12 protein-coding genes are annotated in these 15,841 nt (G+C 36.8%); 2 read left to right on the top strand and 10 right to left on the bottom strand.

The window, feature by feature from the left end:
• On the bottom strand, nucleotides 1-3,777 hold a 3,777-nt coding region (locus FC32_RS02225; protein ID WP_202812952.1), incomplete at its 3' end, for a Rib/alpha-like domain-containing protein.
• A gap of 258 nt (nucleotides 3,778-4,035) precedes the next feature.
• Here FC32_RS02225 and FC32_RS11100 point away from each other — a divergent pair.
• Nucleotides 4,036-4,662, top strand: a complete 627-nt coding sequence (locus FC32_RS11100; RefSeq protein ID WP_025087327.1) for a CatB-related O-acetyltransferase — start codon at nucleotides 4,036-4,038, stop codon at nucleotides 4,660-4,662.
• Between the two features lie 35 nt (nucleotides 4,663-4,697).
• Here FC32_RS11100 and FC32_RS10920 read toward each other — a convergent pair whose 3' ends face one another.
• The 5 genes from FC32_RS10920 to FC32_RS02245 form a co-directional block, all read right to left on the bottom strand.
• The gene (locus FC32_RS10920; RefSeq protein WP_235722534.1) at nucleotides 4,698-5,117 is read right to left on the bottom strand and encodes an ATP-binding protein; all 420 of its coding nucleotides are present in this window, start codon (nucleotides 5,115-5,117) and stop codon (nucleotides 4,698-4,700) included.
• The gene (locus FC32_RS10925; protein WP_235722537.1) at nucleotides 5,089-5,370 is read right to left on the bottom strand and encodes an ATP-binding protein; all 282 of its coding nucleotides are present in this window, start codon (nucleotides 5,368-5,370) and stop codon (nucleotides 5,089-5,091) included. The genes FC32_RS10920 and FC32_RS10925 overlap by 29 nt, the downstream gene beginning before the upstream one ends.
• 24 nt (nucleotides 5,371-5,394) lie before the next feature.
• Nucleotides 5,395-5,961 (bottom strand): AlbA family DNA-binding domain-containing protein, encoded by a 567-nt coding sequence (locus FC32_RS10930; RefSeq protein WP_235722539.1) that lies wholly within the window; start codon nucleotides 5,959-5,961, stop codon nucleotides 5,395-5,397.
• A 303-nt stretch (nucleotides 5,962-6,264) separates the two neighbouring features.
• Nucleotides 6,265-8,001, bottom strand: a complete 1,737-nt coding sequence (locus FC32_RS02240) for a glycosyltransferase family protein (RefSeq protein WP_155891469.1) — start codon at nucleotides 7,999-8,001, stop codon at nucleotides 6,265-6,267.
• Nucleotides 8,002-8,022: 21 nt separating this feature from the next.
• Nucleotides 8,023-9,105, bottom strand: a complete 1,083-nt coding sequence (locus FC32_RS02245) for an acyltransferase (protein WP_025087329.1) — start codon at nucleotides 9,103-9,105, stop codon at nucleotides 8,023-8,025.
• A 199-nt stretch (nucleotides 9,106-9,304) separates the two neighbouring features.
• Here FC32_RS02245 and FC32_RS02250 point away from each other — a divergent pair, with 199 nt between their 5' ends.
• Entirely contained in the window at nucleotides 9,305-9,649 is a 345-nt protein-coding gene (locus FC32_RS02250) for a helix-turn-helix domain-containing protein (protein WP_025087330.1), read from the top strand.
• A gap of 61 nt (nucleotides 9,650-9,710) precedes the next feature.
• Here the strand turns inward: FC32_RS02250 and FC32_RS02255 are convergent, their stop codons facing one another.
• The 4 genes from FC32_RS02255 to FC32_RS02270 form a co-directional block, all read right to left on the bottom strand.
• Nucleotides 9,711-10,856: a zinc ribbon domain-containing protein gene (locus FC32_RS02255; protein WP_025087331.1), complete on the bottom strand. Its 1,146-nt coding sequence runs from the start codon at nucleotides 10,854-10,856 to the stop codon at nucleotides 9,711-9,713.
• Between the two features lie 19 nt (nucleotides 10,857-10,875).
• Nucleotides 10,876-12,039 carry a zinc ribbon domain-containing protein gene (locus FC32_RS02260; protein WP_025087332.1) on the bottom strand — a complete coding sequence of 388 codons (1,164 nt, stop codon included), beginning with the start codon at nucleotides 12,037-12,039 and terminating at the stop codon, nucleotides 10,876-10,878.
• 214 nt (nucleotides 12,040-12,253) lie between these two features.
• Nucleotides 12,254-12,676, bottom strand: a complete 423-nt coding sequence (locus FC32_RS02265) for a hypothetical protein (protein ID WP_025087333.1) — start codon at nucleotides 12,674-12,676, stop codon at nucleotides 12,254-12,256.
• A gap of 65 nt (nucleotides 12,677-12,741) precedes the next feature.
• Nucleotides 12,742-15,615, bottom strand: a complete 2,874-nt coding sequence (locus FC32_RS02270) for an SEC10/PgrA surface exclusion domain-containing protein (RefSeq protein WP_025087334.1) — start codon at nucleotides 15,613-15,615, stop codon at nucleotides 12,742-12,744.
• Between the last annotated feature and the right edge of the window lie 226 nt (nucleotides 15,616-15,841).

Here is a 15,841-nt window from a genome sequence, read left to right on the forward strand (position 1 = left end):
ACCTAAATCGGTTTTCACTAATTGTCCCTGTGGACGATATTGATCAGCATCAGTGCCTACTTTCACTTGCACTGACACTTCAGTTTCTGAGCCGTCTGGATAAGCTACATCTACCGTACCATTTTTCAATCCTGGCGTAGTAACTTCTACCGGCGATACCCAAGCATAAGCTGTATTTTTTGGTAATTCAGATTTATTAGCTATTCCAGCTTCAGCCAATGGGGACTTATTTAAATCCGTCTTTACTAATTGACCTTTAGGCGTATATTGACTAGCTAAGCTACTATTGACCATAAGGGTTACCGGCACAATTAAGTGTGTTCCATCGGCAAAGTTTATATTAACGCTACCACTTACTACTACTGGATATACTTCTTCCAAGGATGGCTGTTTTTGCCAAGTTATCGAAGTAAAACCTGAATTGTGACTAGCTGTAAGATCTGTAGTTTGAACCATCGAACTTGCCCTAGGAATCGAACTATATACCCCTTGGGTCACTGCCTTACCATTATTTGGAGTTGCTCCATAAACGTTGACTGGTACCGACATATTTCCTAAGTTTGAAAATTTACCTAAATCAGGAAAATCAACATTTTCATTATTTACTCCAATCACAGCATTTTCTTCACTAGAGCTAGTATCATCACTCCCAGTTGGTACAACTGTCGTTAAATCATTATCTTGCCAAGATACCTTAGCACCCTTTAAAAGGCTACCATCATTTTCATTAACCAAATCTTGCTCTGCATTTATAAAGTAGGTAGCATTTTTAAAATAATCTCCTGTCCTAGGATCCCTTTGATAAGTAGTTAGTGAATCTACCACTTGAGTCGCAGTTGGAAAAATATTACGACCACTTGTCTTATGCGTTACGACCGGAGATACTTCTGCAAATAACGCTCCTTTATCATTAAAAGTGACCTTTGTTGTTCCATCAACAACCGCAATCCCTGCATAAACTGTTTTCTTTTCACCGCTTGAAAATGTAGCTACTACAGGTACGTTATACAGACCTACTTTTGTTTGAGCTGTTGGTGCCACAGTCAAAGTTCCATCTGGAGCTACGGTCACCCAGCTAAATTCCTTATTTGGATCAACTAAGGAATACATAACATCTGTTGGCTTTTCTTTATCTTGGTATTGCACAACTACAGTCTTAGTTTCAGTCTGCATTACAGCTGTTGACTCATATACTGGATGGTAAGCAATTAAATCTGTGCCCATCACTAGATTACTTGAACCCCACCAATTAAAATAGTTATTAAAATCGTCTTTAGCAGCTTGAGGAGTATCTTGCGCAAAGCTAACGCTATTTAAGTTCGCCAAACCAAATGGTGTTCCTTCTTTACTTCCGTTGTAATTCATGGAGTAGTCACCTTGCCAATTATTTGAGCTTAAAGCTTTTATTTTCCACTCATAATTTTTGGCTTGAGACACATTACCATTGCTGTATTTAATATTACCAACTGTGCCATATTTTAACGGGATCGTCTTCTCATTAGTAGCTGAGACCGTGATTTTATTATCTTTTCCTTCTAAACGGAAAAGCATCCCTTTTTGTCTACCTGTCCGAACCATCTTAAATAGCTTAGGATCAACCACATTCACTCGATTGACCGTAGCTACCCCGTACATTGCGACCATTCCTAATGGATAGATCGGTGAATTAGCGTCATCTGTTATCCCTAAATAGTCATAGTAATAATCAAGCGTGCCATACATACTATCCATTTGCAGACCATCTTCTAAATCTAAAGTTCCTTGATCGACATTTAAAGCAGTCGAGCCATTATTTGCACCAGTACCACCATACGAGATCAACGGGGTTGCTGCTTGTTTAGATCTTACATCCATTTTACGGACGATTTTCAAAGTCGCATTTTTATTAATGTTTAAGTTACCATGGACATTACCAGTCAATAAGTCGGTATTATCTGGACTGAGTTTACTATTCCAATTTAAAGTGATCACGCCTGAGTGTGCTCCAGCTCCACTAGCTGAAATACCAGCATTAGTGCCACCATTGTTATCTTGATAGGTATTGATCAGTAATTTTGAGCCTTCATTTAGCACTAAATTATCAGGATCCCACACTGCACTTGACACACCATGCCCCATATTTAAAGTGACTTTAGCATCTTTCATCAACCCAAATACATGATTATCATTGATAAAATAGACACCACGAGTATTAGGGGAATCGGTTGCGTTAACGGTCAATGTACCACTAACTTTAAGATCACCAGCAGCTGTTGCAGGGGCACCTAACACAAGCGCAGCTACTACACCATTTGAGGTTTGATCTTTAGAAGTTGCATTGACTGTTAGATCACCAGCAATATTGGCCGTACCATTATTGACATAAACAGCTGTCGAACCATTGACCAAGTAACCCGAAGTACCACCACTTGGCACAGCAACTCCACTTGCGGTCGTATTAGCATTAACTGTTAAGCTTGCCCCTTTTTCTACATTCAAAGAACCTGCATAAAGATTCCGGAAGCGGTTACCATAACTGTTATTAGTAGTCAAATTGACTTGCGAACCCGCCTTAGCTGTTACAACACCACTGACATACAGATTTTGCGGAGTATTAGTATTTGATACGGACGATGCTAAATCTACTTTACCAGCTAAATTAACATTATTAGCGGTCACAGTCGGTTGAGCTGAACTAACTGGCGCAGTAGCTTTAGACGTTACATCGGTCAAATTGACAGTAGCATTCGGAACATAAGCTAAAACCCCATTACCATCATTAGTAACTTGCTCAAAATTTACAGTCGCATCAGTGCCATTATTTTGAAATCTAACGACTCCATGCCCTTGATAATTATTTGTCAGCAAATGTAAATTCTTAAAGGTGAGATTCCATTTTTTATTGGTATTTGCCGTTGTGCTGTAAAAATAAAGTGACGAATTTCCCATATCTAGAGTTGCATTTTGCCCGTCAGTCTTATTTCCCCAAATAGTAACGTTACGTGCTACTCCACTATTATTGACGGAAACATCACTATTTGTTGTATTTTTTAAATCTTGATCTAAAACGATCTCACTGACCGCTTTATTATTTAAAGCAGTTTGAAATTGCGTCATATTCGACACATGACTTGCAGTTACACTAGGCGTCGCCGTCTCAGGTTGAACTACTGTTGGTTGCGCTGGTTGGGCGGTCGCTGCTTGTGGTTGTTTTGCAGCTGACGTTGGTGTAGGCGCAGTCGATGTTGGTTGTGGCGTTGTTGCTACCGTTGCCTTTGGTGCTGGTGAACTTGTGACTGGCGTTGGCGCTGACTGTGAATCTACTTCCGCTGAGGTTGCTGCAACTGCTGGCGCCTGTGTTGGCGTAGTTGTTGCTGTAGCATTTGTTTGTGGTGTCGTAGCCACTGACTGCGATGCTACCGGTGCCTTTTGCTCAGGTGCAGTAACTTCTTTAGCTGCCGTTGCTTGACTAGCTTGTGCTGATGATTGTTGTGACTGTTCAGCTGGCGTATTAACTGTTGTAGCTGCAACTGAGGTTACTTTTGGCTCAGACGTTGCCTGCTTTTCACCTAAAGTTGCTGTCTGTGCCTGAGCTGTAGTTGACGCTTGCGGTTGACTTTGTGTTGGCTGCTCATTACCCGTTTGATCAGCCAGAACACTATTTGAACCTGCATAAACTGCAAAAGTTGTCCCGATCAAGACTGATGCTACCCCAATAGTGAATTTCTTGATCGCAAATCTTTGGCGCTTAGATGCCATTTTTTGTATACGTAAATTATGATTGTTTTTTGAGAGCATAATACCATCTTCCCCGTTCTGTAAAATATGCTTCCCTAAAAAACATCCTGCCTATCAAATATTGTTATAAAACTATTTTTATGGTAATACAACTTTTTATCCGGAAAAAATGTTGGTTAGTTCTATAAATATGTTTTTATACAATAAATAATATACAACTTAAATTGTTATATATTTATTGCTTGTTATTTTAAAATTAGATTGACACGCTAGATGCGTTGGATACAATATAAATAAGCTACAAAAAGGAGACTCACGATGAAAAAAAGTAAAGACGATAAGATGTTATTACTCAAAGACCATGTGACTGCCAGTAATATAAAAGTTGGCGACTACACATACTATGGGACAGATGGGCAAAAAGATGTTGTTTTTGACCGTGATAATGTTTTGTATAATTTCCCTGGTCACGGTGATTTGATCATCGGTAAATTTACTTCGATCGCAAACGGCGTCGAAATCATCATGGGGGCTGCCAACCACCCGATTCAGAGTTTCTCGACCTATATTTTTGGTGAATACTCTGAAGAATGGCTCCACAAACAAGGGATGACGAAAAAAGATATGCCTGATAAGGGCGATACGATCATTGGTAATGACGTTTGGATCGGACGCCAAGCAATGATCATGCCTGGCGTTACGATCGGTAATGGTGCGATCATTGGTGCCCGTTCGCTAGTTACTAAAGATGTGCCACCATATGCGATCGTCGGGGGAAATCCAGCCAAAGTCATCCGCTACCGGTTTGATGAAGAAACGATCAATTTCTTAGAAGACTTAAAATGGTGGGACTTCTCGCCAGAACAACTGGAAGAAGCGATCCCTTATCTTAGCACACTAGATTTAAAGACAGTCAAAGAAAAACTATTAGCTATTAAAGGTTAAACAAACAAGGCCCCAGTCAAAAATTTTGACTGGGGTCATTTTGTATTTCCCTGGTTATTATGGTATTGCGTTGCTCGACCAGCACCTATTTTAGTGAGTAAATTCTTCTCTACTAGGTTAGGTAAGATGCGACTGATCTTACTAGCACTCAAATTAGTTTGAGCCACTAATTGTCTTTTAGATAATGGCTTGTCTGCTTCAAATTGTGCCAATACTTGCCATTCATTCGCCGACAAATCATCAGCAACATTTAACACAGGTAAAATCACCACCAACGCATTAGGTGTTACTTTAAATTTAGGCGAAACGATTTCATTTACATAGGCTTGTTTAATGCGTAAAATTCCTGTACCAAACATTTCAATATAATTTAATCTAAAAAATATATTCGCGATGAGCGGATTACGAGGAACTGAAAGATAGCCGCTAAGATACTCCAGCTTCTGTGATCCCAAAGGGTAACCCACCGGGAGATTTGATCTCTATCCGGTCTTCATACAGTGAAATCAAAATATTCGCACGTTCATCCCAAGCCCGATGTACCAAAGCATTCGCCACAGCTTCGCGAAAAGCAACTTCAGGGAGCAATTGTACCTTCTTTCTTGTTGTTCCGCTTATTTGTTCGTATTCATAATACTTTCGATACTGCTTAAGTGCACCTCTAAATTGAAGCAAGAGCGAGCGCTGTCTAAACGTTTTTCGTTCCATGATCTCATCGATGCTCTTACCAAATCAGACTAGATCGACCCCAGTAAAGTCATTTTCATCGGCGAGTAACTCTGCAGCGTGATTATACCCAGCAGGTGAAAGAAGATCTAGCGTCTTCAAAATATCAGGAGTGAGTTTTTTGATCCCCAGTTTATCTTGTAATTCTTTTTCAAGCGCTGTGAAATGTAGTTCTTTAGTCGATGTTAGCTGCTCATCAAAAGTTTTTTCCACGCCTTGTAACGTCAAGCGATTGAGCTCGCCCCGAGAAACTTCGATCGTAGCTGTATCATTTCGTTTATAGGCTTTGCCTTTATATAAATACGGTTTTTCTAACCCCTCAAATACTTTTAAAGCAATAACGTTATGCGCTTCGATCGTTAACTTAAAATTAGGTCGAGGATCAATGCTATCATTGATCTTATTTTCGATATTCAAACAAGTTGCTTTAGGATCTGTGACCCCGACCACTTCACCACTATCTGTGATCCCAAATTTGATGACCCCTGTCTCGTAATTAGCATAAGCGCTGACTGTTTTAAGAAAAGTATTGGTGATCTTTTCTTTATATTCGAGTGTCTTTGTCTCTTTCATTAGGCCCACCCCTATCTTGTCCAAATCGTATCATCGTCGCAATCTTTTTGCAACGATTACGCTAATCGTCTCACTTTTTTTGCGACGATAATCTTATTCATCTCACTTCAGTTGACTTATCTAAAAAAAGGTAGCCCCGCCCGGCTACCTCACGATCACCCTCGAAAGGGTAATATAAAATAATACATGATCATTATGACATTGATCAAACCACTTTGAACATCTCTCTAGAATATATTCCCCAAAAACTCATCCAGCTCTCTAAATCAATGGACTCGTTGAAAGTTTAGAACTCAAGTATGGCTATAAATTACTATCGCGCGATACTTTTTTCAATTTGATAAATGGTGTCACGAGCAAAACAAACCATGTCAGCACGGCAAGACCAAATAAAACATAGTAAGTCTTCTTCATTTCAAAACGGACGGTGATTTTATTCACACCACGTTCTAAGTTGACTTGAATTGTTCCGCGCTCACTGATTGTATATGCACTCGTTTGACCATTAACGGAAACTTTTTCGCTCGAATAAGCTACGACTGGTAGATCGACCGTGGCCGCATTTTTTAATTTTATTTGATACTCAAGTGCATTAGCTTGTGATCGTGGCGAAACCACCACCGTTTTATGATCGATATAAGCCTGATGTAAAAGAATACTTTGCGTCTTAGGATTTGTCTCGATCATATTTCCGTCAAATGCAACTTTAGGATAATAATCGGTCTCACCATAAGGAATTCGATAAGTATAAAGATCATAGTAGTTTCCTTTATCTATGACAGCTCCTTCTGAAGGAATCGCAAATTTATCTGTTGCTTTCTTTAATCGAGTTGTTGCTGAAACATTATAGAGTCGCTCCAGCACAGGAGTAAGTGTCTGAACATATAAACACATTGCAATACTAAGCACAAACAAGCCTACTAATACTTTTGCTTTACCTTGGAAATGTCTAAATATGCGCGCCAAGATCAAAGATAAGATAGCCGCCATAAATAATGACGAATAGGTCGTAAATCGATATGGAAACTGGATCACGCCTAAGATCCTCAGAAGCTTGATCCGAGCTATCTCAGTATATGGGAAAAGATTTGTCGACAACACGATAAAGATCAACCCTAAGATATAGAGACTCAATTCACGTTTATCACGGCGTACAAAATACCAACCACCAAGTGCTACTGCAAGTAAAACGATCCCTAGACCACGGTTAGTCGCATAATTTTCTAAAGATGCTTGCCATAGATCTTGCATACTATATAAAAATGCAAAGCCAAAACTAGGGGTACCTAAACGCATTTTGATAAAATCTGTCCCAAATGGATATATGAACCAAGCGGTCAAAAGAAAAGTTACTGTTACACTTTTAAGAAGTGCTATCCATCTTCCTTTTGGAAAATGGCGATCTACTACCAGTCGGCAAAGAAATAAACAAGTAAAAAGCCCTACTGCAATAACAACACTGATCATGTGACTATAAGTCAGTAAGGCCATCCCTCCTGCCAAAAAGGGCCACTTACGCTGATCGCCCCAGATGACTTCGTAAAAGCCATACAATGCAAGAGGAACGAAAGTATAGGCGATAAATTCACCTAAAACGTAATTTCTAAGTCCCAAATAAACATGGTAGACCGAGATCGTATAAAAAAGGGCAAACATTACCGCCCGCAAGCGATCACGTGAAAAACCATACATAGCATAATATGCACAACTAAGGGTCAAAAACATGAAAAGGCCATACCAAATATAAAAAGCCATGATCGGATCAAATACGAATCTTAAAAGCGCCCAAGGATATAAAAAGACTGTCGGATAAAATAAGAATGAACCGACACCGCTATTGTGGAAAGTATGCGTTGCAATAAATGTAAATAACTGTCCCGAACGCAAGTTTTGATAGATCTCTTCTACTCGTGAGAAATGAAAACTACCGTCTGAAGTAAAGCCACTCAATAATTGCGTCCTGGCTACCCAAAAGGTAAAAAAGAAACTCAAACAACAAAATAATATCAAGATCTCAATATTTCTTTTTGATCTGTTCACTTTATCCACCTCGATCATCAACTATAATCTCCTCGTTCCTAAATGAACGACTCGTAATAAAAGAGCTTCTAGCTTTTGGACAAGTAACTCTATTCTTAATAAGCTAAAAAGTACTTGCCTTAATTTTTCAAGCAATGAACATCCTAAATAGATCAACAAACTTCCACCTACAACATCTACTAATAAGATCAAAGGCGCCTCTTTTGCAAGTGAGCTAAAACGCCCCTGTATAAGATGTACTGCTACCATGGGTTGTAAGTGGATCAAATAGACCCCAAACGTCAAAGGAGCAAAACCTTTTATCCATTTGATACTTCGAGGATCAAGTTTGAGGTCTTTGAAGTAAGCTAATAATGCAATTGCCATCAACAGGATCGTGGGCGCCGGATAGTTGACTAAGACTCGCCCGTGCCCTGCCTCACCACCAAAGGCTAAAAAGCAAATAAAAGAAAGGAGTACAAGTCCACTAAATACCAGTCGATCGGCATGCCATAAGTTCCAATCATATAAGCGAATATAGCCCCCGATCAAATACAAGACAAGAAGCCATAAAGCGCTGTACCCACTGTTAAGTGCTAGAAAATCTTTGACCCGAAAGATAAAGGTCTCGCCAAAAGAAAAGATCATGATCAGCATGAAGAGCATTTTTTGCAATGAAGCTCGACTTAGAGTATTCAAAAGATAGTTCAAAAGCGGTATAAAAAGAAAAAGCACAAAATACGCGGAAAAATACCAGTATCTTTGATATGAGATCGGCATAAACATTGCCAGAATATCTTCTTTACTTAGCTTTAGACCAGGCACTAAAGCTACCACTGCAACATTCAAAACGACTGAATAAAATAAAACTTGTAACCATAAGCGGATGATGTTTTGAGGTTTGTATCGACTCGTAACACCTACATACCCCGATATCAAAGCATAGCAATTAACAGCTCCATAACAGATAATGTCAAGCAACCAACTCAATTTATAATTGAACGTTCCTGTTCCTAATTGTGTAGCTTGACCGATCACGCCCCCAATAAGCAAAACATGATTCAAAACGATCATATACATCGAAACGATCCTGAGTAGATCGATCCCATAATTTCTTTTTGTCATAAATCTACATTTCTCCCTAACTTACTTTTGTGCTATCTTTAGCAGTAAACCAATCTACAAGGTACTTTAGAATAGATAGCGTACTTTTAAATTATACATTAATTCACACTATAGACACTATTAATAATTCCAATAGGAAGTTAAAACCAGTTAATATTTAACCTATCGTTATATTTATACTTGACGATAAGGTGATCTCATGAAAAATAACATCAATATCGGGGATAACATTCGCTTTTTTAGAAAAAAGAGAGGTTATACACAAGAACAATTAGCCGAAAAAAGCTCGTTATCCTTGAATTTTATCTCTGCTGTCGAGCGTGGTACAAAAGGGATCACGTTCAACAAATTACTACAAATTGCTTCAGCTCTAAATGTCCCTATTACGACTCTAGTTGCACCCCAAACAAAAACTGAAAAAATTCACTATATTGAAGAATTAGAACACGAGCTTCAACAATTATCTTCCACTGATCAAAAACGACTCGTTCAAAGTTTCATCACTATCTCAAAAACAGTTCATCGTAATGATCATGAAGATTAAACCAAATAAAGGTGGTCAACTAAACTAAGTTACCACCTTTATTTTTTATTAGGGATATTAGTTACTTATATTGGATCTCCACATTCATTTCATCAAGTCTTTGCTTTCCACCACTTTGGTTAGCATAATCGATGACTTCTTTACTGCTGATCAGTCCTACTCTTCCATCAGTGTTAGTGCCTGGTAAAAATTTACCTGTTCTAATATCGGCTCCCCCAAATACATAGCGATCATTCTTTGCTCCATCGGTAGCGGCAGTTTCAGCAATTTGGAATCCACCACCGGCTTGATCAAGAGTTATAGTGATCAGAGGTCCACCGCTTGTAACAATAAATTTTGCGCCAGGATTACGTAAGGCCCTCCATTCTTCACAGTGATTTATACCGTATAAGATCAAGGCTTTATACTTCAGCAGTTGGTCTTGATTGTAATCATCTATCGTAATAGTATTACTGCTACTTTCAGCTCGCTTGTCTTCAACTGAGATCTTTTCGGCTAACTTATTGATCGTCGCTAGATCATTATTATCATTGATATATTTAATGATCGTATCTAAGGCTACACTTTGTTCAGAATTGGTACTACGTTGTCCACCAAAACCATTAAAACTGTAGTAATTGACAGTATTATCAGCACTCAAAGTGTACGAAGGCCCAATATAGTTTTCATCACTTGTGTTAGTATCTTTTATCAAAGCGTACCGAATACCCTGCCCTGGTTTGTCCAAATTACTGATCAATCTCTTTGTAATGTAAACATTGATCGAATTTGCATCATATAGTTCTTTCCATGTATCGTATGGTTTTACATTTTCTACTCCATAGTAGATGATCGCTGCTGCTGTCTGCTGCGGGGTCAATTTATTAACGACTAATTTATCTGTTTCTTTTTTGGAATTAGCTGTAGCTTCCTTTTTGGTCGTTGATTCTGACTTTTGTTTAGCAGTCAAGCTACTTTTCTTAGAACTTTCAGTACCACTATTTGAAGTAGCTGTAGTAGTCTGATCGTTATTTCTAGTAAACAAAAAGACAGCTATGATTCCAAGTACCAATATCAAGAATATACTTGCGATCACAGTAATAGTCTTTTTCTTCTTGCCACTACTTTGATCGACTCTGCTGACTTTTTCTTCCAGTTTTTCCCGACAATTACTGCAAAAATTGGCATCATTATCATTCTTATGCCCGCATTTTGGACACTTTTTCATATGTTGCGCCTCCTTTTACTCAGTTATCTGTTATGCTCAATTTCATATCTTTTAAAACACGTTTACCGCCTGCTTGATTTACGTACTTTACTATCTCACTTCTATCGACAGGTGTCATTCCACTCGTAACTAGATCTACTTGATGATCAGCATTTAAACTACCAAATGTGTACATATTGACTACTTGCCCATTTACTTTAGGAATATAAGCGATCACAAAAGTATTACGATTTTGTTCATCAGCGACCTTGAGCGTCCTATAGTCGTCATCAGTCAAAACATTCAGATAACTATCTTTACTTGCCTGATCCAGTACCTTAAATTCTTTGTAATTACTGATCGCATAAAAAATCAAGATCTCACACAGTAAACGATCATTTGTTAGATCACTATCTGTTATTTCATTTCCATCCCCTTCAGAACGGTTATCCTGAATAGAGATCCTTTTACTTAATGCATCGACTTCTGTAACTGCATGTTGTTCATTGATATATTCGACAATATCTTTTAAATTCACGCTTTCTACTGCCGAAATATTATCAAAATTTTCATCTAAAGTTCTAGGATCATAATAATTGATCGTATTATCTGGATCTATCGTATAAGAAGGTGCGATATATTGTTTACCAGAATACGCAGTCTTCTTAGATTCGTCTGTTGCATTCGTCGCCGCATACCGAACATTTTGCCCTGGCTTTTCCAAATTAGATGTTATTTTCTTAGTTATATTGATATTTATTGGCTCAGTAGATACATAGAGTGGTTCCCAAACATTTCGATCTGACATTGTTTTTTTCGATCCATAGTAAATGATCGCCGCTGCAGTTTGCTCTGGCGTTAGATCTTTAACAATCAATTTTTCACTTTCTTCACTAGACGAGGTCATCTTGATCGAGGAGTTACTCTTTTTTGGCTTATCTTCTGTGCTTGCACTACTACTTTTCTTTTCTATCCTTGACGTTACTTTAGTTGTAGTTTTACTTGTATTATTGCCACTGAAAAAGAAAAAAATAACGACGGCTATAGCTACACAAAACGTTATTAACAAATATGGCATGAATTTTTTGAGCTTATTTTCTTCTTTCTTTTCAGAATGTCTATCAGCTACTAATTTTTCTCTACAATTACTACAATACTTTGCATCATTATCGTTTTTATGACCGCATTTAGGACATTTTCTCATCAATACTCCCCCTCTTTATATGAAAATGCCTTAAACAACAGATATCTATATCCATAGTGATATTTAAACTACCTAATTTACTACACCTATAAATAATTCACTGCTACTCAGTTTAAGTATCCTGATTATAAAAAAGTTTATATCAAAGACTAAAATGACCTAGATATAAACTTTTTAAATATTAATTTCTTATCGTTTTCAATTAGCAACTACATCAAAATTCAGCCATGGCTTCTAGAATATAAGTGTGTAACTTATTCAATTTCTGAAAATCAGATGGGCTAGAAAATATCCTATGTGTTTGTCCTGCAGAGGTTATAAATTCGATTGATCCATATACATTATTTTGAGTCCAAAAATAAATGTTATACCCACAAAATCCCATTACCAATATAAAAATAAGATCTAACAATAATCCAAATTCATTGAAGAAAATCAATCCTAAAAGAGCTAATCCGAAGATTAAAAGTGATCTCTTCGGAAAAGGCACACCATACTTTTGAACTGATACATTGTTTACCTTTTTTAAGGATATACTATTTCCACCATAGCTAATCATTTTATCTGTTACTGTAACTTGTTGATCCATCCCTTCATTATCTTGAATGATTTCTTTATAAAACACTTTATTATTCATATTTTTTATATCCTCCAACAATTTTTCTACTTGTAATTATAAATATGCCACATTATTTATTTAGACTACTTAACACGTTTTTTTCTAAAGATATTTACACCAAGCATTCCAAGGATCATTGTAAATCCAAGACTAACAAGTCCCATTTCCGACTTATCTCCTGTCTGTGGCAATGTATTTCCTTGTTTTTGTTCATCTTTACTTGTTTCTGATACTACCGAGGTGGCAGTCACTTGCGCTACAACCTTATCACGAGTAGTAGCTGTTACTTTCTCAGAAGCTTGTGGAACGGCTACTTGAGCTTTTTTCTCAAGTTCTGCCTTCTTTGCAGCACTATCTTGGGCGTTCTTTTCAAAACTCGTAGTAGGTGTTTCAGTCGTATCGTTTGAAGCTTCTTTGCTAACTACAGTAAATTCATTTCCTGCTGGATCGACAAGCTTATCATTTTTAGTAGTCCAACCTGAAACTTGCTTACCATTTTGATCTACAACTTGACCATTATGCTCATGGTAGCCCTTATCTTTAACAGCTAGTTCATTTTCTACACGTTGTAATTCTTTTTCTTGCTCACGTCTTCTTTGTTCTTCTTCTGATCGTTCTTTAAGTGCTTGAGCAAGATCATTTTGAGCCTGAGTTAACTCGCTTTGTAGTTGAATCAGTTCATCAGTCGTTTTATCCAATACCGCTTTAGCCGTTTCATATTCTGCTTTGGCTTGGTCTAGTTTTGTTGCTTTGAATGTTAATGCCTGTTTAGCAGTTACATGTTCAGCTTGTTTAGCTGCATAGTTTTCATTTGCCTTCGCTAAATTAACTCCGGCTTTTTCATAACTTTCCAACTGAGCTTGCTTTTGAACCAACTGAGCTTTTAGATTATTTAATTTGGTGATCTGCTTTTCTAACTCAGTCTTTTTGTCTTCACTAGTAGCAACGGCCTGAGATAAGTTTGTTTTAGCTTGAACTAACTGATTTTTTGCAGTATTTAGTTCTTCTTTGGCTTGAGCTAATTTTTCTAATTCAGATTTAAATTCTACTTCAACAGCTTTTAGTGCATTTTGAGCTTGTTCTAAATTCTGTGTAGCCACAGCTACTTTATTCACAGCAACTTGTTGATCTTGTTTTAGCTTAGTAAGTTGGGCTTGACTGCGTACTAAAGCATCTTTAGCTTGAGCTAATGCTGTTTGTGCTTGCTCGACTTTAATCTGTGCATCTTTTTGTGAGTTTAACTGAACAGCGTATGATCGTTCTGCTTTTTGTGCTACAGATCTTAAGTTATCCAGAGTTGCATTTTCAGTAGCTAACTTATTCTTTTGATCATTATATTCTTTAATAGTAGCTGCATTATCTGGAATATCGATCAAATTTTGTTGGCTAAATTGAGAGTCTTTTGTATTCAAATCTGCAAACTGATCCTTATATAAAGTAATAGGATAAATGAATTCATAATGAACGTTGCCAAATTTATCGGTGCTTACACCTAAAAATGTATTATCTTTATTTTCAAAATCATCATTTTCATGTGAACTTAAAATTGTATAAGCATGTCCCCAATTAGATCCAGCATCGTTAAACATCATTGCAACGACACCTTGAAAAATTTCATATTTTAAATCGTACATAGTATTCATTTCACCTAATTCGGCTGAACTATAACTTTTATGCAAATTTTCATATGATGATACATTATGTTCCTTCATAATAGTTTGCAATACTTTTGTATCATGATAATTTTTAACATTTGATTTTTGTCCAGCTTCTAGAGCATATAAAATCGAATCTTCATTAACTTTAACTGGAGGTAATCCAGCTTGTGAACGATATTGATTTACTAGATCAGCAGCAAATAATGTAAGTTCTTTAGCTTGATCATAAGTCAAATTAGCATAATCTGCTGGACGATTTTTATCTGATTGCGGACCATGATATAAGTAATCATTATTAATGATAAATGTTTTTGGATCCATATACATATTTTGCAACATTTTAGCAGTTTCAGCTGAAACATTATTAGCTAAAATTTCTTTCATTGCATTTTCTGGCATTTGTGGCACAATAACTACATTGTCAACTTGATCTTTTAAAGAATCTACTTTGCTTTGAAGATCGTTTACTTTATTTTGTTGAGTTGAAACAGCTTTATTAGCATTATCAACATTTGTTTTAGCTTGGTCAACTCGTTCATTAGCAGTATTTAAATCAGATTTAGTTTGGTCAACTGTTGATTGAGCATCATTTACTTTATTTTGATTAGAATTAATTTCTTGTTCTGTGTTAGAAATTTGTTGTTCAACATTTTTTTTATCTTGTTCAGCTTGTTGTAAATTAGCTTGAGCTTGATCTACTTTATCTTGAGCATCCTTTGCACTACTATTATCAACAATATCTTGAGCTTGATCGACCTTAGTTTGGGCTTGATCAACAACTGCTTGAGCATCATTTACTTTGTTTTGTTCATCTTCAACAACTTTTTGTGAAGCATCATAATCTGATTGAGCTTGATCAACTTGTGTTTGTTGATCTGTAATTTGTTGTTGAGTTTGATTAATATCATCTTTAGTTGATTGGATATTTTCAGACGTTGCATTTTCAGCAGTTTTTTCTGCTTCTTGTTGAGCTTGTTTAGCTTGATTTACATCATTAGCAACTTGTTGTTCTTTATTTGCAGCATCATTATATTCATTTTGTGTTGTCTCTAAATTAACTTGTGCTTGATCTACCTTAGCCTGGGCTTGGTTTACTTCATTTTGCTTAACATTAACATTTGTTTGCGCTTCAGTAACTTTTGACTGTGCTTGATCGACTGGCGATACTTGTTGCTGCTGAACTTGTGTCGATCGATCGTCAGTTTGCCCTGAATTCGTTTGCGTCTCATCAGCTTTGGCTGTTTGAACCGCACTAAATGTTGCTAAACTCAATGCACTAACAGTTAAAACTTTTTTCATCTTAAATGATCCCCCTATCTCCAATTCGAGTTTTATCCCAGATATATCCAAAAATCATAGTCCAGATGATTTTTATTATGTATATCTACTTACTCATTTACCTACTATCATAGTTTTTTATCTTTAACACTATACGTAAGTATTTTACAAAACTTTAAACAAATATTAATATTTTAGCGTGAAATGTAGTAATTTCTACGCGAATAAAATTTATTTTTGTTCTCGC

It is taken from the genome of Ligilactobacillus apodemi DSM 16634 = JCM 16172 (genome assembly GCF_001434405.1).
Lineage (GTDB): Bacteria > Bacillota > Bacilli > Lactobacillales > Lactobacillaceae > Ligilactobacillus > Ligilactobacillus apodemi.